The organism is Melioribacter sp. (assembly GCF_049325435.1).
Classification (GTDB): domain Bacteria; phylum Bacteroidota; class Ignavibacteria; order Ignavibacteriales; family Melioribacteraceae; genus Melioribacter; species Melioribacter roseus.
Genome location: NZ_JBMOLD010000013.1, coordinates 142,330 through 163,897, shown reverse-complemented (window position 1 = coordinate 163,897; position 21,568 = coordinate 142,330). Strand labels below are relative to the sequence as shown.

Below are 21,568 nucleotides of genomic sequence, written 5' to 3'. Positions count from 1 at the left end.
ATAATTACATAACTAAACAGGGAGGTTGTGTGAGAAAATCGTTACAATTATTTCTTTTCATTTTTATAACGGCTGGCGTAATTAACGGAAGCGGATTTCAATTAAACGAGCATGGCGCCAGAGCAATGGCTATGGGCGGTGCTTTTACGGGATTGGCTAACGATCCGTCGGCTGTTTATTTCAATCCCGCCGGAATTACACAGCTCAGAGGAACAAATTTCTATCTGGGCACTACATTAATTGTTCCGTTGGCAACATACAAAACCCCGACTCAACCTGCCGCCGAAGTTGATATGGAGAAACAGCTTTTCACTCCTATCAATTTTTATATTACCCAGCAATTAACCGATAAATTGCATATCGGACTTGGTGTGAATAATCCTTACGGATTGGGGACAAAGTGGGACCCGAATTGGGTCGGTAAGTACCTGGCAGTCGAAACTGAACTTAGGGCGTTCTATTTCACTCCGGTAATTGCATATCAATTGTCGGATCAACTGTCGGTCAGCGTAGGCGGCACTTTTGCATGGGCAGACGTAACAATAATTCGCAAAGCGCCTATTCCTGTAGGAGGCGACTTCGAAATCGATATGAACGGAGACGGCACAGCTTTCGGTTTTACAGCCGGATTACTCTACAAACCGACGGAGGATTTTTCCCTCGGACTCAGTTATCGCAGCGAGGTTAGTTTCGATTTTGAAGGTAGCGCCACAAGCGCTCCTGCGGGATTTGTACACCCGTTGTTGGGCTTAACTTTGCCGCTTCCCAACGGAAATATTAAAGCTCCTTTAACTACTCCACAGAATATTACCGTAGGCGCGGCATTCGCAGCCAACGACAATTTAACGCTTACGGCGGATTTTCAATATGTAGGTTGGTCGAGTTACGATAAACTCGAGGTTACTTTCGAAAATTACGACCTCGACCTTAATCCGGCTAATGGGGTTCAAAACGTGCAGTCCGCCGACCGTAAATATGAAAACTCATTTATTGTGCGAGGCGGATTCGAGTATTGTATGCAAAACGGTTCCAAACTGAGAGGAGGATTGTTCTACGACAACAGTCCCGTTAAGGACGAATATGTAGAACCGACATTACCGGACGCCGACCGTATCGGATTGAATATCGGGTACGGACTCAAATTATCGGATAAATTCTCGGTTGACGTTTCGTATCTTTATTTAATTTTCATGGAAAGAGAAGTTACCAATTCGAAATTCAATTTTAACGGAACTTACTCCAACAGCGCGCATTTGCTTGGCGTTAATTTTGCTTATTCATTATAATAAGTCGGCGCTCCGATTTAATTCGGAGCGCTTTTTTCAATATGAAAATAATATTAATCCTTCTGGCAGGTTTTCTCTTTTCAACCGGCTGTTCTTCATTGAAAGAAACCGAAAAAAATCAACCGGCTGAAGAAGTATATATTTTTGACGACGTAGAATCGATCGATGCGGACGCGGCGCCGGACACTTTGGAGAATCAGAAACAAGTTGAAGAGCTCCCGGCAGACGAAATTAAGAAAAAAACGGTTCATTTTATCGTTCAACTCGCAGCTTTTTCCAGCCGGAACAACGCTGAAAAATTCGTAGAATCGAATTCGAACAAGACCGAGTATGAACTGAATATTATTTATAAGGACGAAGTTAAAATGTATACGGTGCAGCTTTTCCCGTTTGATTCTATCGAAAAGGCTGAAATGGTAAGGGACAAACTGAAAAAAATACCCGAGTTCAAAAACGCCTTCATTTTTACGGTTGAAGATTAATTTCTTTCTGTTTGGCAATTTTCAGTTAATAATCATAAATTTATACTACAATTTTTAACAAAAAGAAAGGTGGGCAAGTGGCTTTTTCTTTAAACAAGATTATGCTGATTGGAAATTTGGGCGGCGATGCTGAAACGCGTTTTACTACGAATAATGTGTCTGTAACTACATTTTCATTGGCTACTACGAGAAGTTACAAGGGACGGGACGGCAATTGGGTCAACGAGACTACATGGCATAATGTTGTGGCTTACAATTTATCCGATTTCTATAAGGACGCCTTAAAAAAAGGGAAGAAGTTTTATATCGAGGGAAGAATATCTAAACGGGATTACGAGGACAAAAACGGCATTAAGAGATATTTCACTGAAGTAGTTGCCGAACAGCTTATTCCATTGGACGGCAGAGAAGCGCCGCCGGAATCAGGGGGCGGAGATATGCCGGGCGAAGCTCCTACTATGGGAGCCGATTCGGACGAGGATTTACCATTTTAATTGTATGTTGAATAAAGTCGGGATTTGACGATAACTTGGAAAGCGATTCATTTCTGCGCATAGTTCTTCTTGTAATTTCTATTATTCTTTCCGGATTCTTCTCGGGAGCTGAAGTAGCGCTCTTTTCGATCGATAAGAAAAAAATTAAAGATTTCCGGAAAGATAGCAAAGTTATTGGGAGCTATCTCCAACTCCTGTTGGACAATCCGCGTCGTATATTGGTGACAATATTGCTCGGTAATACCGTTGTTAATACCGCCGCATCCATAATTTCGGTTCTGATTGCGCTCGACCTTGCAAAAGTTTACGGAGTTTCGGAAGAACTGGCAGTAACGATTCAGATTTTGATTCTGACTATTATTATACTTCTGTTCGGCGAAATTATCCCGAAATTGGTTGCAAATAAAAACAGCATCAACTTTGCAAAAGTTGTGGCATTGCCTCTTTATTGGATTAGCGTGCTGTTTTTCCCCATTGCAAAAATTCTAAGCGACTTGTTGCGGGCGGCGACTTCCAGAATGAAGACCGAAAAATTTAAGAACCCTCTTCTGAGTTCCGAAATTACCGAACTGACTACCCTCGGGGTGGAAAAGGGAACAATCGAAGAAGACGAGCACGAATTAATCGAAGGAATTGTATCGTTCAGAAGCGTAACTGCCAGGGAAATTATGACTCCGCGCGTCGATATTGTCGCTGTTCCGGTAGATATTACTTTCGATGAACTCATGAAAGTCATTAATGAATCGGGCTATAGCCGAATCCCTTTATACGAAAACTCGCTCGATAATATTATCGGTATTATTTATGCGAAGGACTTGCTGCCGTATCTGAAAAATCCGGAAATGAGAAAATCCCTGTCGCTCCGTAAAATAGCGCGGGAAGTTTTCTTTGTGCCACAAACAAAATATATAAACGAATTGCTCCACGATTTTCAGGAAAAGAAACTTCATCTCGGAATAGTTGTCGACGAATACGGCGGTACGGCGGGTCTGATTTCTCTGGAAGATATTCTTGAAGAAATTGTGGGCGATATTCGTGACGAATTCGATAAAGAAGAAAATCCGATAGTCAAGGTTTCGGAAAATTCATACTTGCTAAGCGGCAGATTGCCTATCGATGAATTGAGTGAGTTATTAGAAACCGAATTTTCAAATGAAGACGACGATTACGACACTCTCGCGGGATTTATTCTGAACCACGCCGGCTCTATTCCCGAAGAAGGATTCTCTTTTGTCGATAAGGGGGTTAAATTTACGGTCAAAGAAATTCATAATAAAAGAATCAATAAAGTCCTCGTCGAAAAACTGCCGGAGCAAAAATGAGAAAGGGATGTTTTCTGACCCTGGTTATTACCATTACAGTGGCAATAGGCAGTTTGATTTTTATCTACAGACAATACGGCTCGGTCATTAAAAATTACGCTAAAGAAAAAATATTTGAAATCGGAGTTAACGACTTAAAGAAAGATTTCGATAATTTACAGCGCAATAACTATGACGACTCTTTACGAGTTTTCTTTTTTAACAGAATCGAAAATCTGAAAAAGAAAGATTTCGAAGAGTCGATGAAAAACTTTGAAAAAATAGCCGAACGAACAAAAATGTTCATAGAGGACGGAGTAATTGATTCACTTGAATTTAATATTCTGAAAAAAATGATTGATGAAGATGAGAGACGAGAGAAAAACTGAAATAAAAGTCGGAATTACCGTATTCCTAGCGCTGATTGTCTTTTTGTGGATTCTCGGGTGGGCTAAAAATATTACATTTAATTCCGACAAAACCGAACTGAAAATAAAATTCGATAATGTAGCCGGACTCGAGATCGGCGACCCCGTAACCGTAAACGGAGTTCGCGCTGGTTACGTCGACGATATCAGAACCGAGAACGATTACGTAGTTGCCGTACTTAAGATTGATAAAGAAACCTCGCTAAGACGGGACGCCACTTTTCAAATAATGATGCTCGATTTAATGGGCGGCAAAAAAGTTGAAATTTATCCCGGAAATTCGGACAAACCTCTGGATCCGAATCAAATTTACGAAGGTTTGTTTCTCGGCGATATTTCTACTACTATGGCGCTGCTCGGAAATTTGCAATCGGATTTGATTAGTCTGGTCAAAGAAGTAAACGTTACTCTTGCAAAATTGAATAATACTGTGCTCGACGACAGTTTTACCGACAAGATGAAAGGTCTGGTAAGTAACTTGAATCATGCTGCGGTTAATCTAAATTCTTTTGTTGCTCGTAACGATTCCAATTTTTCAAGATTGATTTCCAATTCGATTGAAATTACCGATAATGTCAATGCGCTGGTTTCGGAAAACAGGGATTCGGTAAAAGTTTTTATTAATAGCGCTAATTCGACATTGTACGAATCGAAGAAACTTTTGAGCGAACTTAATGCTCTCTTAGACGAAACGAAGCGCAGCGAAAATAATCTCGGCAGATTATTGTATGACGATAAATTTATGAATGATCTAAAAGACACAATGACAAAATTGAATAAACTTGTTGAAATACTCGAAAAACAGATTCAGGGCGAAGGCATTAAAGTCGATGCAAATATTTTCTAAAAGAGAGGAAAAGAAATGGTCCTCGGACTCGGAATTGACATAATAGAAATCGACAGGATAAAGCAAAGCGTGGACAATTACGGCGATCGTTTTTTGGAGAAAATATTTACAATCTCCGAATTAGAATATTGTCTGTCAAAAAAGAATAAATATCAACATCTGGCGGCGCGCTTTGCCGCCAAGGAAGCCATAACAAAAGCGCTCTCGTCGGTAAATGTTAGCCCCGGTTGGAAGGACATTGAAATCAGCAATCTGTCGAACGGGAGGCCTGTTGTTAATTTGAGAAGTATCGAAATCAAAGAATATCTAGGAAACGACAAAAAACTTTTAATTTCGATGAGCCATTCCGACCATTACGTTACATGCGTGGCAATCCTTTCCACAACCGCCTGAAATTAGAACTTATTTCCTATATTTATCGTTTCAATTGTAGATTTTTTTAAGAAAGGATAAAGATGAACGAAAATCGAGTTATCGTTGCCATGAGCGGCGGAGTCGATTCCTCCGTTGCAGCTGCTATATTGAAGAAGGAAGGCTACGATGTGATCGGCATTACAATGAAGACATGGGGATTTATGGAAGTGGGCGGAGCCCCGAAACACGAATCGGGATGCTGCTCACTCGATGCAATTTTCGACGCAAAAAATGTGGCGGAGTTAATAGGCATTCCTCATTATACCGTCGATTTTACAAAAGCTTTTGAAGAAACGGTTATAGACGATTTTGTGAAAGAATATCTGGCAGGTAGAACCCCTAATCCGTGCGTCGTATGCAATCGTAAAATTAAATGGGAAGAGTTGCTGAAAAAAGCAGACTCGCTCGATGCGCGTTATGTTGCAACCGGACATTATGCGGTTGTGGAAAAAATTAACGACAGATATACTCTCAAATATTCGAAAGACACGAAGAAAGACCAAACTTACGCTCTCTGGGGACTTACACAGGAAAGTCTCTCCCGTACGTTATTTCCGCTCGGTAAATATACCAAAGAAGAAGTGAGAGCCATTGCCGCCGAATTCGGATTAAAAACCGCGGGCAAACCGGATAGCCAGGAAATTTGTTTCGTCGCCGACAATAATTACGAACGATTTCTGCGCGAAAGAATTCCTGAGGTTATTAATAATATTCGGGAAGGCAATTTGGTCTATCATGGGGAAATTGTAGGCAAGCACAAAGGCTTTCCTTTTTATACAATCGGGCAAAGACGCGGTCTAGGTGTCTCGTTCGGTAAACCTGTATATGTAAAAAATATCGACAGCAATACGAACACAATTGAAATAGGCGACAAAGAAGAATTGCTCGAAAGAAGAGTAAAGGCGTCGGACGTTAATTATGTAAGCCAAGCTATATTAAAGGAAGGCGAAAAAGTCTTTGGTAAAATAAGGTATTCGGATTCGGCCAAGGAAGCGGTTGTAATAAAATCGGCGCCCGACTCGATTGAAATAGAATTTTCCGAACCCAAAAACGCCGTTACGCCGGGGCAATCTCTCGTCCTTTATGACGAAAAGGGGTATCTGCTTGCCGGAGGTATTATAGAAAAGTGACCGGATAAATATCTTTCATTATTAAACGAAATTTTGCATATTATACGCCAAAATATAACCGATTGGTTAATTTAGTGCTAAGGAGGTCATCTTCGAACGTAAGTTCGGTTCAAACGGGGCGCTCAACGCAAGGGTTCTTTTACTGAATCAAAGTTATGAACCCCTTACCATTTGTAACGTCAAAAAGGCAATTGTACTACTGCTTCTCGGCAAAGCGGAACTCGTTGCAAATAACAGCGGCAGGCAAATAAGAACCGTTAGTAAGGCTTATCCCTGGCCCAGCGTTATTAAACTGAAGGACTATATAAGAATACCCTACAAGAAAATTATACTGACGCGGAAAAATATTTTGAAACGCGACGGTCATCGATGCGCATATTGCGGCAGGGGAGATCTGCCTTTAACGGTTGACCATATTATTCCCAAATCGAGAGGCGGCGCCGATACTTGGGAAAACCTGGTGGCGGCTTGTTTGCCGTGCAATAATAAAAAAGGCGATAGAACTCCCGACGAAGCGGGTATGAAACTTAGAATAAAACCTTTTACTCCGAATCATATACTTTTTATCAAATCCGCAGCCGGCAGAATTGACACAACCTGGAAACCTTTCCTCTTCGATTGAGAGTAAATTTCCTTTTTTTTCTATATTTTTGTAATCTGTATTCAATAATTTATTCTATCGGAATTATGGCTAAAAAGAGAATTCTAAGCGGTATGCGTCCTACGGGTAAACTGCATCTCGGACACTACGTAGGCGCGCTCGAAAACTGGATTAATCTCCAAAATCAATACGACAGTTATCACCTGATTGCCGACTATCACGTATTGACTACCGATTTATCGACCGAACATATTTACGACAATACAATCGAAATGGTTATAGATTGGCTGGCGGCCGGACTCGACCCTGAGAAGAGTCCGTTTTTTCGTCAGTCGCAGATTAAAGAACATGCGGAATTATTTCTGATATTTTCGATGCTTATTACAAAGGCGCGTTTGGAAAGAAATCCGACTTTAAAAGAGCAGGTTCGCGATTTGAATATTGAAAATGTAATATACGGTCATTTGGGTTACCCGGTTTTGCAGGCGGCGGACATTTTATTGTACAAAGGGGAAGCGGTGCCAGTTGGAGAAGACCAGGTTCCGCATATCGAAATTACGCGCGAAATTGCAAGGCGATTCAACAATCAGTACGGCGAAGTCTTTCCCGAACCGGAACCGCTTCTTACAAGTTTTGCGCGTTTGCCCGGTTTGGACGGCAATGCTAAAATGTCGAAATCGATGGGCAATACAATCCTGCTCTCCGACGAGCCGGATGCCGTTACGGCGAAATTAAAAAAGGCGGTTACGGATACTATGAAAGTCAGGAAAAACGATCCCGGACGACCTGAAGTTTGTCTGGTGTTTACGTATCACAAAAAATTTAATTCCGGCGAAATTGAAAACATCGATGCAGATTGCCGCAGCGGCGCTCTCGGGTGCGTTGAATGCAAGTCGAGATGCGCTGCTAAGATCAATGAATTCCTCGAGCCGATAATTGAAAAACGAAAACATTACGAGCGGAATATTGACTTGGTTAAAGACATACTGCGCGAAGGAGAGGAAAAAGCGAAAGTCGTTGCGCGGCAGACAATGGACGAAGTTCATACAAGTATGAAATTCGGATAATGTATAAAATAAAACTTACACAATTCGAAGGCCCGCTTGACCTTCTGCTCTTTTTTATAAAAAGGGACGAGCTCAATATTTACGATATTCCGATATCGAAAATTACCAAAGACTTTATGGATTATCTTAAAATGCTCCAGCAACTCGACCTCGAGATTGCCGGAGATTTTATTCTGATGGCGGCGACCCTGATGCAAATTAAAGTCAAAATGCTCCTCCCGAAAGAAGTCGACGAAAAAGGAGAGGAAATCGATCCGAGAGCCGACCTCGTCAAAGCATTGCTCGAGTATAAAAGATACAAAGAGATGACCGAGGAGTTCAGCTATATGGAATCGAATATGCGAAGTTATAATTTCCGCAGCAATTTCGAATACGACGAAAAAGAAAAAACGGCGAACCTCGATATCCTTTTGAAGAATATTTCTCTTTACGATCTTATTAAAGCTTTCAAAAAAGTAATCGAATCGAAAAAAGAAGAGCCGGTTCATCAAATAAAAAAATGGAATGTTACTATTGAAGAACAGATGGATTATATCAGCGAAAAGGTTAAATCGAAAAAGAGAATCGAATTCAAAGAATTGATGAAAGAGATGGCTAATAAAATTAAAATTGTCGTTACGTTTATCGCCGTCCTGGAGATGGTTAAATCGGGTAAAATCGGCATCGAGGAATCTCCTAATTTTAATGATTTTATAATCTACGGACTATCTGATGGATAATATCTATTATTCCGTTATCGAAGCTCTGATCTTTGCTTCGGACGAGCCGTTGCCAGCAAAAGAAATTGTCAATGCAATCAAGGAAATTGACGGAGCGGATATCGAAATCACCGTTCAGGAAATCGACGAAGCAGTTAATATGTTGAATGAAAAATACGACCAGAACGGACACGCATTTAAAATACTCAGAATCGCAAACGGATTTATTTATGCGACCAAACCAGATCATGCTAAATATGTTGGATTTCTTTCAACCGAAAAGAGCAAACGACGACTCAGTCAGGCTGCGCTCGAAACTCTGGCTATTATCGCATACAAACAACCGATTACAAAACCGGAACTCGAAGCCATTCGCGGCGTCAATTCCGACTATACTTTGAATACTCTTTTAGAAAAAAATCTGATTACGATTAAAGGCAGAGCCGAGACGGTCGGGAGACCGCTTCTTTACGGCACAACCGACGAATTTTTAAAATACTTCGGATTGAATAATATTTCCGATTTGCCTAAGCCTCGCGAAATCGAGGAGATTATGAAAGACGAGGATTTTCAGGAGCAAAAACGAAGAATTATGATGAACGAAGTCGAAGAGGAACTTGAAAAAGAAACTAACAACGAAGGCGCGGACGATGAAGATACGATTGAATAAATTCCTTTCGGAATGCGGAATCTCTTCAAGAAGAAATTCGGAAGAGTATATTAAAACGGGAAGAGTCTCCGTTAACGGCAATATAGTTACGGATTTCAGCTTTTATGTCGATCCGGCTGTTGACGTAGTATATCTGGACGGAGAAAAACTTAAACCCGAAAAAAAAGTCTATTACCTCCTGAATAAACCGAAAGGATACATTACTACCACAAGCGACGAAAAGAACAGGAAAAAAGTAACCGACCTGATCAAAACCAAACATAAAATATTTCCGGTAGGGCGACTCGATTATAATACTACCGGAGTGCTCATACTGACAAACGACGGGAACTTTTCGAATTTAATGACGCATCCGAGCAAAAAAATTCCGCGCGTTTATCGCGCTACCCTCGATAAACCTCTTATTCAGGAACACGCCGACAAATTGTCGAAGGGAATTTATCTCGACGGCAGGAAAAGCAAATTCGAAGAAATAAAATACGTTAATTCCAATAACAAAAAAATGGTAGAAGTTACTACTGTCGAGGGCAGAAATCATTTTGTGAAACGTATGTTCGGACAACTCGGCTATTTTGTTAAATCTCTCGAAAGGGTCAGTTTCGGAATTTTTACACTCGAAAAACTTCCTTACGGTTATTACAGAGAAATTACAGATAAAGAAATCGAAAAAGTTTATAAACTCTATGATAAATAAATTTATTCTGATATTGCTTCTCTCGTGCGTTGTATCCGCTCAAAACGACACGCTGAAAGAGCAATATTCAATCAACGAGTTGAGAGAGCAACTCGACGATTCGTTTAACGATTCCGCATTGAATAATGCATTCGTGGGAGTTTTTATAAGATCGTTGAAAACCGGAGAAACTATTTACAAAAAAAATCCCGATAAATTGTTCGTGCCGGCGTCTCTGGTCAAACTTTTTACGACCGCGGCGGCGCTTTTTATTTTAGGTCCCGAATATCGATACGAAACCACGATTTATACCGACGGTGAAATTAATAACGGAGTTTTGAAGGGGGATTTGATTGTCGCGGGATCCGGCGACCCGTCGATTTCCAATCGATTTTATAACGGCGACCCTACCGTTATTTTCGAAGAGTGGGCTAATCAGCTTATTAATAAAGGCGTCAGAAAAATAGAAGGAAATCTTTATTACGACGATCATGCATTCGACGACATTCCTTTGGGAAATGGATGGGCGTGGGATAACGAAAGTTTTTGGTTCGCAGCTCCGTCCGGCGCTCTCAGCTTTAACGATAATTCAATTGAAATTACAATCAGCCCGGCTGAGTTAAAATTCCCGGCAAAATATACTATCGCTCCGAAAACAAATTATGTTACCATTGTAAATAAAGCGGTTACTACCGTCGACGAAACTCAAATTGAAGTAACGCGCGAGAGAGGTTCGAACGTAATATACATTTCGGGAGCTATTAATTATAAATCCGAACCGGTTGTAAAGAATATTTCCGTTTCCGGAGCCGCCGATTACTTCATGACGGTATTTAATGAAACTTTGAACGCAAGCGGCATTCTTACTGAAGGAAAAATTCTCGATTACGACGAGACGGACAAGTTTATTGTAAAAGACGATATGACTCCTTTGCTGGTTCATCGTTCGGTCCCTTTGTACAGAATAATTAACGAAACCAACAAAAACAGCAATAATTTTTATTCCGAACAAATTCTGAAAACTATCGGACTCGAAGTTTACGGATACGGTTCGGCTGAAAACGGTCTGGAAGCCTGCAGAAAACTTTTTAATGAAATCGGCGTCAACGTTGACAATCTGTATCTTGTGGACGGTTCGGGTCTGTCGAGATATAATCTCGTAACGCCGCGCCAGACAGTTAATCTGCTGACTTATCTTTACAAGTCGGAAATGTCGGACTATTTTTATAATTCTTTGCCGATAGCCGGATTCGACGGTACGCTTGCCAATAGGATGAAAAAAACTTATGCAAAGAATAATCTAAGAGCAAAGCCCGGATACAGTCCCGCCGTGTCGGCTCTTGCAGGCTATGTTAAAACTGTTTCCGGCGAAACTCTCGCGTTTTCAGTTATTATAAATAATTATTTATCATCGTCCAACCTAGTAAACTATATAATTGACAATGCCTGCAATAAATTAGTCAATTTTGTAAGAAATTAATACGGAGGAAAAGTGGAAAACTATAATTTCGAAGCGGAATATAATTCATTGATGAAAAGAAGAAGGGAAGAACTCGACGAATTGATTAAAAGAGGTATTCTACCTTATGCCTACAGTTATGATGTCGACAGCTATTCGAGCGATATAAAGCAAAATTATGAAAAGTACGAAGGCAAAGACGTTAAAGTTGCAGGGCGTATAATGGCTTTGAGACGAATGGGAAAAGCTACTTTTGCACATATTCAGGATAGCAGAGGAAGAATCCAGATTTATCTGAAGAAAGACGAACTGGGCGAAATGTACGACGTCTTTAAGTTGCTCGATATCGGCGATATAATTGGAGTGGCAGGATTTGTATTCAAAACCAAAACCGGAGAAATTTCCGTCCATGCAAAATCGTATCAACTGCTTTCAAAATCGTTAAGACCCATTCCTATTGCCAAGGAGGTTATCGACGAGAACGGCAATAAAATCGTTTACGACCAATTCGCGGATAAAGAATTAAGATACAGACAAAGATACGTCGACCTGATTGTAAATCCCGAAGTTAAAGACGTCTTTATCAAGCGAGCTCAAATAATAACGCAAATTAGAAAATACCTCGACGAAAACGGCTTGATCGAAGTAGAAACCCCGATACTGCAGCCGTTGTACGGAGGCGCCGCTGCCCGTCCTTTTATTACTCATCACAATGCCCTCGATATCGATTTATATTTGAGAATAGCCGACGAACTCTACTTGAAGCGGCTAATTGTCGGAGGCTTCGACGGAGTTTATGAAATATCGAAAGATTTCAGAAACGAAGGAATGGATAAAACGCACAATCCCGAATTTACTATGCTCGAACTTTATGTGGCTTATAAAGACTACGAGTGGATGATGGACTTTGTTGAAAAAATGGTTGTGGAATTATGCAATAAAGTGTTTGGTACAACTCAATTTGTAATCGAAGGTAAGGAAATAAATTTCAATCCTCCCTGGAAAAGAGTTTCGATGGTGGATAAATTGCTCGAAGTCACGGGCATCGACGTATTGAAAGCTTCTTACGACGAGTTGGTAAAAGCGCTTAAAGAGCGGGGCGTAGAACCGAAAGGTGGCGAATCGAAAGGAAAACTGATTGACGAATTGTTCGAAATTACGATTCAAGCGTCGTTGATTCAGCCTACGTTTGTTATCGACTATCCGCTCGAACTTTCGCCGCTTGCCAAAAAACACAGGTCGAAAGAAGGACTGGTGGAACGATTCGAAGGTTTCGTGCTCGGCAGGGAAATTTGCAATGCATTCAGCGAATTGAACGACCCGATTGATCAGAGAAAACGTTTCGAAGAGCAAGCTAAAATGCGCGAGGAAGGCGACGAGGAAGCTCATCAGATCGATGAAGACTTTATAAGAGCGCTCGAATACGGTATGCCTCCGACCGCAGGATTGGGCGTCGGCATTGACCGGCTGGTTATGCTGCTGACAAATCAACCGTCGATCCGAGACGTTATTTTATTTCCGCAAATGAAACCGGAAAAATAATAATGAAGAAAGTAATACCCGCTGTAGTCATTTCGATCCTTCTCGGATTTTTTCTGGGCGTTAAACTCGACGGCTTGTTGTTCCCGTTAAAAGACGCTCAACTTGATAAATTCGAAAAGGCTTATAGATATACGAATTTTTTCTATGTCGATTCTCTCGATGAAAAAAAATTGGTCGATAACGCTATCGAAGGCATGCTTAAGGATCTCGATCCTCATTCGGTTTATATAAATCCGGAAGAATTCTCATTCGAAGAAGAAGAGATGAGAGGCAATTTCGAAGGTATCGGCATCGAATTTCAAATTCTTAAAGATACAATTGTAGTAGTCTCTCCGATTACCGGAGGCCCGAGCGAATCGGTCGGAATTCTATCGGGCGACCGGATTATTAAAGTGGAAGGAAACGACGCAACGGGTCTTACGAATGACGATGTAATTAAATTATTGAGAGGTAAAAAAGGAACATCTGTTAATGTTACTATATTCAGACCGTCGATTAATTCCAATATCGATTTTACGATTGTCAGAGACAGGATTAATTTGAATTCGGTCGACGTTTCTTTATTATACGAAGGGAATATCGGATATATTAATTTAACTCGTTTTTCGGAAACGTCCGCTCGTGAAGTAATAGAAGCTCTCAATCGGCTCAGCGAAGAAGGAATGGAAAAACTTGTCCTCGATTTGAGAAATAATCCGGGCGGACTGTTAACGCAGGCTTTCAATATTGCCGACTTATTTATTGACAGCACAAAGATGATTGTTTATACCAAAGGAAGATATTCCGAATTCGACGAGGAATTCCGGGCTCGTCGTGATTATCCGTTCGAAAAATTACCGCTTATAATTCTGGTTAACCGCGGATCCGCCTCTGCCAGCGAAATAGTGGCAGGCGCCGTTCAGGATTGGGATCGAGGATTAATTATAGGCGAAACGACCTTCGGTAAAGGACTGGTTCAGAGGCAATTCGTTTTGCCCGATAATTCGGCGCTGCGTATTACTGTCTCCAAATACTATACTCCTTCCGGTAGGGAAATTCAAAGAAACTATAAAAACAAAGACGAATATTATCGCGAAATTCACGACCGTGAAGAAACCGATTCCGTCAACATCAACCATAGCTACGAGGACAGCTCGGCTGTTATTTATCATACAAAACACGGACGTAAAGTTTTCGGAGGCGGGGGAATAACTCCCGATATTATTATCGATGCCGAAAAGAGCTCCGACTTTCTGGTTGAATTACGAAAAAATAATATTTATTATCGTTTTGCGAGAAAATTCCTCGACGAAAACGGAGAAAAGCTTAGAAAGACTTATTCCGGGGATATGAATGAATTTTTGAAAAATTTCGAATTTAATTCGAACGAAATAAATGAGTTTCAGCGGTTTGCTAAAAATAATAATATTAAATTTTCTTCAACCGAATTTCAAAGCGACCGGAAATTTGTTGCGACCATCTTAAAAGCGTTTGTAGCGCGCGATCTCTATAAAGAAAAAGGATGGTATTCCGTGCTTTTGAGTATCGACAGACAATTTCAAAACGCTTTACCGTATTTTGAAGAAGCGGAAAAATTACCGGGATTTTATGGAAACTAAACTCTTTCCTTACAAAGATAAATATCCTTCGATAGCGCCGGATGTTTTTATTGCTCCGGGAGCAAAAATTATCGGCGATGTCGAAATTCTGGAAGGCTCCTCCGTTTGGTACAACGTTGTGATAAGAGGGGACGTCAATTACGTTAAGATCGGTAAAAATACGAATATCCAGGACGGCTCCGTGCTGCACGTTACAAACAGGAAATTTCCACTGATAATCGAAAACAACGTTACAGTGGGGCACGCAGCGGTTCTGCACGGAGCAATACTCAAGAAAAATTCTTTTGTAGGCATGGGCGCAATTCTGCTCGACGGAGCAACTCTAGAGCCCGATTCGATGGTGGCAGCAGGCTCCCTGGTAACACAAGGCTTTGTCGTTCCTTCGGGTAAACTTGTCGCGGGCGTGCCCGCTAAAATTATAAGAGATCTGACTGACGAAGAAATCGAGACGATTCGCCAATCAGCTCTCAACTACGCCGAATATGCCCGGATTTCCGCAGAATCACTAAAAAATAACGATCGGGTGTAAAATTGATCAGATATGTACATGTTTATTCGTCGTTTAAAATTTCGAAAAAAGTAATCCATAAAATTGTTAAATTGCTTAAAGACGAAAATAAACTCAAAATAATCAATCTTGAAATAAATATCGTCGATATACCGTCAATCATCGAATTAAATAAAAAATATTTGAACCATAACTATGCTACAGACGTTATTTCATTAAATTATTCGGAAAATAATACTATTATTGACGGAGAAATTTTTATTTGTTATAATGTTGCCGAAGAAAATGCTAAAAAATACGAAGTTAATTTCGATGATGAATTAAAAAGACTGGTTGTGCACGGAATTTTGCATTTAATTGGATTTGACGACGTTACAGAGAAACTGCGGAGAGATATGAAACTTAAAGAAGATTTTTATGTTAAAAAGGCAAAACTTTTAGGAAATTTGTTCAATGGATAACATGAAACCCAAAGTAATTGAAATAATTTCAAAAATTCTGGACGGTCTGGGTAAAGGGAAATCGCTCGAAGAATTGAATAAATATTTTTCTCAAAAGAAAAAGTATGACAAACAGACTCTCAGTATAGCCTTTAGTCTGATTTATGACAAAATCATTCTTCAAAACAGCTTCCAAATGCTGGAAGAAAAAGCAGGTATACATAAATCCAGAAAGAGCTTCCGTTTTCTGACCGAAGAAGAAAAGGACGTACTGGGCGTGGAAAATTATAATTATCTGATGCATTTAATCAATGTGGGGTTAATCAATCCTACGACGCTCGAGGATATACTCGAACAGATTTCGATGTTTCCGGAAAATAAGGTAAGTCGAAACGAATTGAACTGGATTGTACTGCTGTCTCTGGTCGATTTCGAATCCGACATTCCGCCCGGCAGCCGAATTCTGCTTTACACTTCCGATTCCGTCAATTAAGGTGAAAAATTATGAGCAAAGATCTAATTCTTGTTGAGTCCCCGTCTAAAGCCAAGACAATAAATAAATACGTAGGCAGAAAATATATTGTAGAAGCCACGGTAGGTCATATAAAAAATTTGCCCAAGAGTAAATTGGGCATCGATGTGGATGATCAGTTCAAAACTAAAATGGTAACAATACGCGGTAAGAGCGATATTATTAAAAGAATCAAGAATCTGGCGTCGAAGTCGAAAAATATCTATATTGCCACCGACCCCGATCGTGAAGGCGAAGCCATTGCGCAGGATGTGCTCGATATTCTTAATGAAAAGGACAGAGCAAAAGTGCGACGCGTATTGTTTAATGAAATAACAAAAAATGCCGTTAACAAAGCGCTCGAAAATCCTCTGCGGATTGACGATAAATTGGTTAGTTCGCAAAGAGCCCGTCGTGTAATGGATCGGATTATCGGCTATCAGGTAAGCCCGTTTCTCTGGAAAGCCGTTATCGATCAATACGGCAGTTCGCTTTCCGCCGGCAGAGTTCAATCGGTTGCTCTTCGTTTGATTTGCGAACGGGAAGAGGAAATTGAAAGGTTTATTCCGACCGAGTATTGGTCGATTGTAGCCATTTTCAAAACAGACAGCGGCGAAGAATTTTCGGCTAAACTCTTTGAAATCGAAGGCAATCAGTTGAAAATTCAACCCAAACCCGAAATGACGGATAAAGACTGGGAAGAATTTCTTAAAGAAAATTTTGCCATTAACTCCGAAGAGATAGCTAATAAAATATTATCGGAAATCAAGAACGTCGAAGATTTTGAGATTTCCGAAATTAACAAACGCCAGACGAAAAGAAATCCCGCTCCTCCATTTATCACAAGCACACTGCAGGTAGAAGCCTCCAGACGGCTCGGCTTCCGGCCACGCCGCACTATGATGCTGGCTCAGCAACTTTACGAAGGCGTTGCCATCGGAGACGAAGGATTGACGGGTTTGATTACATATATGAGAACAGACTCTACGCGTCTGAGCGACGAAATTTTAGAGGACGCCCGTCTGCATATCAAAAACCAGTACGGCGATAAGTATCTGCCCGAGGCGCCCAGAATTTACCAGTCAAAAAAGAAGAACGTTCAGGACGCTCACGAAGCTATTCGTCCCACGTCTCTGAAGCATACCCCCGAATACGTAAAACCTTACCTGGACGCCGCACAGTTCAAACTCTACGAGTTGATCTGGAACCGTTTTATCGCCTCGCAAATGGAACCGGCATTACTCGAAAATACTACCGTTTCCGTCAGGGGAGGCAAGTTTGTTTTTAAAGCCACTGGTTCTGCTCTGTTGTTCGACGGCTTTCTTAAAGTGTACGACGATTCAAACGGAAATGATGAAAACAATAATGACGACGATATGAAAAATGCTAAAATTCCGGCGGGACTCAAGAAAAATCAAATTTTGGCGTTGAAAGAAATTAACCCGAATCAGCATTTTACTAAGCCGCCCGCTCGTTATACCGAAAGCAGTTTGATCAAAGAATTGGAAAGCAAAGGTATCGGACGTCCGAGCACTTACGCTCTGATAGTAAGCACTATTCTCGACAGAAAATACGTCGAAAGCGTCGACCGTAAATTGGTTCCGACTGAGCTGGGGAAAAAAGTAAATGAAATTTTAGTGAAGAATTTTCCGAATATATTTGATGTGGGCTTTACGGCAAAAATGGAAGACGAACTCGACTCGATAGCAGAAGGCGAAAATGATTACGTCCAGGTGCTCAAAGATTTCTATCAGCCGTTTTCAGAAACTCTCGCAAAGGTCGAATCGACGCTCGAAAAAATTAAATGCGACAAATGCGGCTCCGACATGGAGCTGAAGATTGGCAGATACGGAAAATTTCTCGCATGCACTAATTATCCCGAATGTAAAAACATCAAATCTCTCAAAGAGATCAGCAATACAAAAAACGAACCCGAATATACCGGCAATAAATGCCCTAAATGCGAAGGGCAAACGATTTATCGTGAAAGCAGATACGGCAGATTTATCGGATGCGAAAACTATCCCGATTGCGATTATACCGAACAGATTACAACCGGCATTAAATGCCCGGAATGCGGCGAAGGCGAATTGACTCCCAAAAGGACTAAACGCGGAAGAATTTTTTACAGTTGCAGCAGATATCCCGACTGTGAATACGCTACGTGGAAACTTCCGAAAGCGGAAGAAGTCGACAACGACTAACACAAAAATTTATGCCCAACGGAAATATAAAAAATATAATCGGCAGGCTGTTGTCTGAAATGTCGGGTGTCAATCGGGTTTCTCAAAATACCATCGACGCTTACTCGATAGATCTGAATCAATTTGCCGGATTTTGCGAGGAAATCGGAATTTCCTCTATCGATCAAATTTCCGAACGCCATCTGCGCAATTACCTCGTAAACCTGAACGAAGCCGGACTTAGCAAAACGTCCGTCGCCCGTAAATTGTCTTCATTGCGAAAACTATTTCAATTTGCTTTCAAGAATAATTTTATAAAAACGAATCCGATAAAAAAAATTCCGAATCCGAAAGTCAAAAGAAAACTGCCCGAAACTATAAGCGCTTCTTATTACGAGGAGATTCTTGCAAAGATCGATTCGTCGGAAGAAGACGACGAAATTAAACGCGCCAATAAAATTATTGTTGAGCTTTTGTACGGGTGCGCCCTTCGCGTTTCCGAACTTACTGCTCTAAAATTGAAGGATATCGACCTCGATAACAGAGTTATAAAAGTATGGGGCAAAGGTTCGAAGACAAGGTATGCGCCGGTCGGTTCCAAAACGCATAAAATTTTGAAGGAATATATTGCATTTCTGGAATCAAAAAGCCACGACGACTTTTTGATTAAACTGAAAGGCAAACCGGTGGACAGATTTTATGTTTATCGACTTGTAAAAAAGCTTTTAAGCGGCTACGAATTAAAACGTAAGAGCCCGCATATATTGAGACACAGTTCGGCGACTCATATGCTCGACAACGACGCCGATCTTCTGGCAGTTAAAGAATTCCTGGGCCACGAGAATCTTTCCACTACGCAGATCTATACGCACGTCAGTATCGAAAGAATCAAAAAAATTTACAAACAAGCTCATCCAAAATCAAAAAAGGAGTCGTTATGAATATCAAAATTACATCCCGTAAATTCAGAGCAAAAGATTCCTTGAAGAATTTCATCAAAGAGGAAATCAAGTCGGCTGAAAAATTTTACGACGATATTCTGGACGTCGACGTCATATTGAGCTACACAAAACTTGAGGACAGCATAAAAACCGCCGAAATAATTGCTCAAATACCGGGAAAAACATTATCGGTTTCGCATTCGAGCGACGACTTCGAAAAATCGGTTTCCGCCGCCGTCGAAAAATTGATCAGACAGCTCAAAAAAGTCAAAACACAAAGGATTGCAAGGAAATAATAATGAAGCTTGACGATAGAAATATCTCAAGAAAAGAGTTTATTACAGTCGATTTCTTTTTCAATAAGACAAAAGAAAAATTCAAGTTAAGATTGCTAAACGACCGGGTCGGTTTCGACAGAAAAATCAAAGATCAAAACCTTCATCGTCCGGGTTTGCCGCTTGCCGGATTTCTCGATTTGTTTGCTTACAGCAGGATCCAGGTGTTCGGCAATACGGAAATGAGTTATCTTCACAGTTTGTCTAAAGAAGAACGGATTGATTCTTTGAATCGTATTTTTAAATTCGAAATTCCTTGCATCATTATTACGAACAGCAATCTGCCTTCGCCGGAGATGATAGAACTTGCAAATAAATTTAACATACCGATTTTCGGTTCGGATTATACAACCACTAAATTGATTTATTTACTCGGAGATTTTCTCGACGATCAATTTGCGCCGCGAATTACGGTGCACGGTTCGCTGGTAGACGTCTACGGCGTCGGTATCTTATTTACCGGCAAATCGGGCATAGGCAAAAGCGAAGTAGCGCTCGACCTTGTCGAAAGGGGACACAGATTGGTCGCTGACGACGTCGTAATTCTGACCAAAAAGGGCGAAGGAATTCTGATGGCTTCCGGAACCGACCTGGTTAAACATTTTATGGAATTAAGAGGCATCGGCATTATCGATATCCGAAGTATGTTTGGCGTGCGAGCAATACGATATCAGAAACGACTCGAAGTGGTAGTCGAGCTCGAAATCTGGAACGATAAAGTCAATTACACGCGGACGGGACTCGAAGATACGTTTATTAAAATCCTCGAAGTTGAGATACCGTACATCAAACTTCCGATTATTCCAGGAAAAAATATTACCGTAATTTCGGAAATTATCGCCATCAATTATTTGCTGAAACATTACGGATACGACGCGGCAAAAATTTTACAAAAAAGAATAGAGGATCAAATTCGTAAAAAAGGCGAAGATTACGACCGGACGGTCGACTATTTCGAACACGATTTCGAATAGTCTTTTCTTCTTGACACCCGACTGAGGTTTTATTATTTTCGCCACACAAATTAAATGTTATGAAAAAATTTTACTACTTTTCAAAATCTAAGCTCAAATTTGTAGAAGTCGAAAACTTCTACAAAAAGTTCCTGTTTCTTGTGACCTTCGTTTCGGTCGTCATTTCTTTCTTTATTTTTGGAACTTACCTGGTCGTTAACGAGTATATAAACCCCGATTCTGAAATAAGAAAGTTGAAAAAAGACAACGCATTGTTACGGTCGAGACTCGAAACGATGACGGAGAAATATGTGGAACTCGATAAGAGGGTAAAAGAGCTAAAGGATTTAAGTTATTCCTTGAGGCTTACGGCTAACCTGGACGTCGACAGCAGTCAATTCGGAACGGGAGGGGCCGTATTTACGCCTTTGACGACCAATAATCCCGTTACAATTTCAAATTTCGTTAAAAATATCGATAATTTGATCAATAAAGTTGAAAACGATGTCGTTTCCGAGCGTAAGAATTACAATGAAATCGTAAGAAAATTAAAGGAAAACGAAGTATTGTTTGCCTCGATGCCTGCAATTAAACCGTGCGAGGGAACAATTGCAGACGATTTCGGATTAAGATTGCATCCGATATTAAAAGTTCGAAGAATGCATAACGGCGTCGATATTATTACTGATGTCGGCACAAAAGTTTATGCGCCCGGAGACGGTATAGTTACTTTTGCTGGCAGAAGAGGCAGCTACGGACTTACGCTCGAAATCGACCATGGCTTCGGATACAAGACAGTTTATGCCCACTTAAAGCAGACAAAAGTGAGAAAAGGACAAAAAGTAAAAAGAGGCGATCTTATTGCTCTTTCGGGGAATTCCGGATTGTCAACCGGTCCCCATTTACATTATGAAGTAAGGCATAATGATATTCCTTTGAATCCTTTGAATTTTATTTATGAAGATGTTGATTTATTTGAATTTGTAAAAAAATAGAGGAGACAGTTA

At 40.7% G+C, this 21,568-nt stretch carries 24 protein-coding genes; all 24 read left to right on the top strand.

All coding sequences use genetic code 11. The annotated features are described in order from the left end of the window. Positions 1 to 29 precede the first annotated feature (29 nt). The 24 genes from ACOYVE_RS09715 (at position 30) to ACOYVE_RS09600 (ending at position 21,556) form a co-directional block, all read left to right on the top strand. Positions 30 to 1,286: an OmpP1/FadL family transporter gene (locus ACOYVE_RS09715; RefSeq protein ID WP_422881709.1), complete on the top strand. Its 1,257-nt coding sequence runs from the start codon at positions 30 to 32 to the stop codon at positions 1,284 to 1,286. Between the two features lie 41 nt (positions 1,287 to 1,327). Beyond that, positions 1,328 to 1,768 carry an SPOR domain-containing protein gene (locus ACOYVE_RS09710; protein ID WP_422881708.1) on the top strand — a complete coding sequence of 147 codons (441 nt, stop codon included), beginning with the start codon at positions 1,328 to 1,330 and terminating at the stop codon, positions 1,766 to 1,768. 77 nt (positions 1,769 to 1,845) lie between these two features. Beyond that, positions 1,846 to 2,262, top strand: coding sequence for a single-stranded DNA-binding protein (locus tag ACOYVE_RS09705; protein WP_014857221.1), 417 nt, complete (start codon positions 1,846 to 1,848; stop codon positions 2,260 to 2,262). Between the two features lie 35 nt (positions 2,263 to 2,297). Continuing rightward, positions 2,298 to 3,584, top strand: coding sequence for a hemolysin family protein (locus ACOYVE_RS09700; RefSeq protein WP_422881706.1), 1,287 nt, complete (start codon positions 2,298 to 2,300; stop codon positions 3,582 to 3,584). Continuing rightward, positions 3,581 to 3,952 (top strand): hypothetical protein, encoded by a 372-nt coding sequence (locus ACOYVE_RS09695; protein ID WP_014857219.1) that lies wholly within the window; start codon positions 3,581 to 3,583, stop codon positions 3,950 to 3,952. The genes ACOYVE_RS09700 and ACOYVE_RS09695 overlap by 4 nt, the downstream gene beginning before the upstream one ends. After that, positions 3,924 to 4,838, top strand: a complete 915-nt coding sequence (locus tag ACOYVE_RS09690) for an MlaD family protein (protein WP_422881704.1) — start codon at positions 3,924 to 3,926, stop codon at positions 4,836 to 4,838. Before ACOYVE_RS09695 ends, ACOYVE_RS09690 begins: the two co-directional genes overlap by 29 nt. Positions 4,839 to 4,853: 15 nt before the next feature. Further along, entirely contained in the window at positions 4,854 to 5,231 is a 378-nt protein-coding gene (gene acpS, locus ACOYVE_RS09685; protein WP_014857217.1) for a holo-ACP synthase, read from the top strand. Between the two features lie 62 nt (positions 5,232 to 5,293). Next, the gene (gene mnmA, locus ACOYVE_RS09680) at positions 5,294 to 6,382 is read left to right on the top strand and encodes a tRNA 2-thiouridine(34) synthase MnmA (protein ID WP_422881701.1); all 1,089 of its coding nucleotides are present in this window, start codon (positions 5,294 to 5,296) and stop codon (positions 6,380 to 6,382) included. Between the two features lie 349 nt (positions 6,383 to 6,731). Further along, positions 6,732 to 7,004 (top strand): HNH endonuclease, encoded by a 273-nt coding sequence (locus ACOYVE_RS09675; RefSeq protein WP_014857215.1) that lies wholly within the window; start codon positions 6,732 to 6,734, stop codon positions 7,002 to 7,004. 65 nt (positions 7,005 to 7,069) lie between these two features. Then, positions 7,070 to 8,050 (top strand): tryptophan--tRNA ligase, encoded by a 981-nt coding sequence (gene trpS / locus ACOYVE_RS09670; protein WP_422881699.1) that lies wholly within the window; start codon positions 7,070 to 7,072, stop codon positions 8,048 to 8,050. Continuing rightward, the gene (locus ACOYVE_RS09665) at positions 8,050 to 8,769 is read left to right on the top strand and encodes a segregation and condensation protein A (RefSeq protein ID WP_014857213.1); all 720 of its coding nucleotides are present in this window, start codon (positions 8,050 to 8,052) and stop codon (positions 8,767 to 8,769) included. Before trpS ends, ACOYVE_RS09665 begins: the two co-directional genes overlap by 1 nt. Further along, positions 8,762 to 9,418 (top strand): SMC-Scp complex subunit ScpB, encoded by a 657-nt coding sequence (scpB, locus tag ACOYVE_RS09660; protein ID WP_014857212.1) that lies wholly within the window; start codon positions 8,762 to 8,764, stop codon positions 9,416 to 9,418. The genes ACOYVE_RS09665 and scpB overlap by 8 nt, the downstream gene beginning before the upstream one ends. Then, positions 9,399 to 10,112, top strand: coding sequence for a pseudouridine synthase (locus ACOYVE_RS09655; protein ID WP_226990956.1), 714 nt, complete (start codon positions 9,399 to 9,401; stop codon positions 10,110 to 10,112). The genes scpB and ACOYVE_RS09655 overlap by 20 nt, the downstream gene beginning before the upstream one ends. Beyond that, positions 10,102 to 11,571, top strand: a complete 1,470-nt coding sequence (gene dacB / locus ACOYVE_RS09650; RefSeq protein WP_422881697.1) for a D-alanyl-D-alanine carboxypeptidase/D-alanyl-D-alanine endopeptidase — start codon at positions 10,102 to 10,104, stop codon at positions 11,569 to 11,571. Before ACOYVE_RS09655 ends, dacB begins: the two co-directional genes overlap by 11 nt. 51 nt (positions 11,572 to 11,622) lie before the next feature. Then, on the top strand, positions 11,623 to 13,092 hold the full coding sequence (gene lysS, locus ACOYVE_RS09645) for a lysine--tRNA ligase (RefSeq protein WP_081489545.1): 1,470 nt from the start codon (positions 11,623 to 11,625) through the stop codon (positions 13,090 to 13,092). A 2-nt stretch (positions 13,093 to 13,094) separates the two neighbouring features. Beyond that, entirely contained in the window at positions 13,095 to 14,690 is a 1,596-nt protein-coding gene (locus ACOYVE_RS09640) for a S41 family peptidase (protein ID WP_422881696.1), read from the top strand. Beyond that, positions 14,680 to 15,219 carry a gamma carbonic anhydrase family protein gene (locus ACOYVE_RS09635; RefSeq protein ID WP_422881694.1) on the top strand — a complete coding sequence of 180 codons (540 nt, stop codon included), beginning with the start codon at positions 14,680 to 14,682 and terminating at the stop codon, positions 15,217 to 15,219. The genes ACOYVE_RS09640 and ACOYVE_RS09635 overlap by 11 nt, the downstream gene beginning before the upstream one ends. Before the next feature lie 2 nt (positions 15,220 to 15,221). After that, positions 15,222 to 15,659: an rRNA maturation RNase YbeY gene (gene ybeY, locus ACOYVE_RS09630; protein WP_422881692.1), complete on the top strand. Its 438-nt coding sequence runs from the start codon at positions 15,222 to 15,224 to the stop codon at positions 15,657 to 15,659. After that, positions 15,652 to 16,131 carry a DUF494 family protein gene (locus ACOYVE_RS09625; RefSeq protein WP_422881690.1) on the top strand — a complete coding sequence of 160 codons (480 nt, stop codon included), beginning with the start codon at positions 15,652 to 15,654 and terminating at the stop codon, positions 16,129 to 16,131. Before ybeY ends, ACOYVE_RS09625 begins: the two co-directional genes overlap by 8 nt. Before the next feature lie 11 nt (positions 16,132 to 16,142). After that, positions 16,143 to 18,353, top strand: coding sequence for a type I DNA topoisomerase (gene topA / locus ACOYVE_RS09620; RefSeq protein ID WP_422881689.1), 2,211 nt, complete (start codon positions 16,143 to 16,145; stop codon positions 18,351 to 18,353). Positions 18,354 to 18,364: 11 nt separating this feature from the next. Then, on the top strand, positions 18,365 to 19,273 hold the full coding sequence (locus tag ACOYVE_RS09615) for a tyrosine-type recombinase/integrase (protein ID WP_014857203.1): 909 nt from the start codon (positions 18,365 to 18,367) through the stop codon (positions 19,271 to 19,273). Continuing rightward, positions 19,270 to 19,569 carry a ribosome hibernation-promoting factor, HPF/YfiA family gene (hpf, locus tag ACOYVE_RS09610; RefSeq protein WP_014857202.1) on the top strand — a complete coding sequence of 100 codons (300 nt, stop codon included), beginning with the start codon at positions 19,270 to 19,272 and terminating at the stop codon, positions 19,567 to 19,569. Before ACOYVE_RS09615 ends, hpf begins: the two co-directional genes overlap by 4 nt. A 2-nt stretch (positions 19,570 to 19,571) precedes the next feature. Further along, positions 19,572 to 20,582 carry an HPr(Ser) kinase/phosphatase gene (hprK, locus tag ACOYVE_RS09605; RefSeq protein WP_014857201.1) on the top strand — a complete coding sequence of 337 codons (1,011 nt, stop codon included), beginning with the start codon at positions 19,572 to 19,574 and terminating at the stop codon, positions 20,580 to 20,582. Positions 20,583 to 20,641: 59 nt separating this feature from the next. Continuing rightward, entirely contained in the window at positions 20,642 to 21,556 is a 915-nt protein-coding gene (locus tag ACOYVE_RS09600; RefSeq protein WP_422881687.1) for a M23 family metallopeptidase, read from the top strand. Positions 21,557 to 21,568 lie beyond the last annotated feature (12 nt).

Excerpts from the sequence above, each read along its gene's own strand:
- ACOYVE_RS09710 (WP_422881708.1), top strand. The coding sequence starts at position 1,328 with ATGAAAATAATATTAATCCTTCTGGCAGGTTTTCTCTTTTCAACCGGC.
- ACOYVE_RS09695 (WP_014857219.1), top strand. The coding sequence starts at position 3,581 with ATGAGAAAGGGATGTTTTCTGACCCTGGTTATTACCATTACAGTGGCA.
- ACOYVE_RS09690 (WP_422881704.1), top strand. The coding sequence starts at position 3,924 with ATGAAGATGAGAGACGAGAGAAAAACTGAAATAAAAGTCGGAATTACC.
- acpS (WP_014857217.1), top strand. The coding sequence starts at position 4,854 with ATGGTCCTCGGACTCGGAATTGACATAATAGAAATCGACAGGATAAAG.
- mnmA (WP_422881701.1), top strand. The coding sequence starts at position 5,294 with ATGAACGAAAATCGAGTTATCGTTGCCATGAGCGGCGGAGTCGATTCC.
- trpS (WP_422881699.1), top strand. The coding sequence starts at position 7,070 with ATGGCTAAAAAGAGAATTCTAAGCGGTATGCGTCCTACGGGTAAACTG.
- ACOYVE_RS09665 (WP_014857213.1), top strand. The coding sequence starts at position 8,050 with ATGTATAAAATAAAACTTACACAATTCGAAGGCCCGCTTGACCTTCTG.
- scpB (WP_014857212.1), top strand. The coding sequence starts at position 8,762 with ATGGATAATATCTATTATTCCGTTATCGAAGCTCTGATCTTTGCTTCG.
- ACOYVE_RS09655 (WP_226990956.1), top strand. The coding sequence starts at position 9,399 with ATGAAGATACGATTGAATAAATTCCTTTCGGAATGCGGAATCTCTTCA.
- dacB (WP_422881697.1), top strand. The coding sequence starts at position 10,102 with ATGATAAATAAATTTATTCTGATATTGCTTCTCTCGTGCGTTGTATCC.
- lysS (WP_081489545.1), top strand. The coding sequence starts at position 11,623 with ATGAAAAGAAGAAGGGAAGAACTCGACGAATTGATTAAAAGAGGTATT.
- ACOYVE_RS09640 (WP_422881696.1), top strand. The coding sequence starts at position 13,095 with ATGAAGAAAGTAATACCCGCTGTAGTCATTTCGATCCTTCTCGGATTT.
- ACOYVE_RS09635 (WP_422881694.1), top strand. The coding sequence starts at position 14,680 with ATGGAAACTAAACTCTTTCCTTACAAAGATAAATATCCTTCGATAGCG.
- ACOYVE_RS09625 (WP_422881690.1), top strand. The coding sequence starts at position 15,652 with ATGGATAACATGAAACCCAAAGTAATTGAAATAATTTCAAAAATTCTG.
- topA (WP_422881689.1), top strand. The coding sequence starts at position 16,143 with ATGAGCAAAGATCTAATTCTTGTTGAGTCCCCGTCTAAAGCCAAGACA.
- ACOYVE_RS09615 (WP_014857203.1), top strand. The coding sequence starts at position 18,365 with ATGCCCAACGGAAATATAAAAAATATAATCGGCAGGCTGTTGTCTGAA.
- hpf (WP_014857202.1), top strand. The coding sequence starts at position 19,270 with ATGAATATCAAAATTACATCCCGTAAATTCAGAGCAAAAGATTCCTTG.
- hprK (WP_014857201.1), top strand. The coding sequence starts at position 19,572 with ATGAAGCTTGACGATAGAAATATCTCAAGAAAAGAGTTTATTACAGTC.
- ACOYVE_RS09600 (WP_422881687.1), top strand. The coding sequence starts at position 20,642 with ATGAAAAAATTTTACTACTTTTCAAAATCTAAGCTCAAATTTGTAGAA.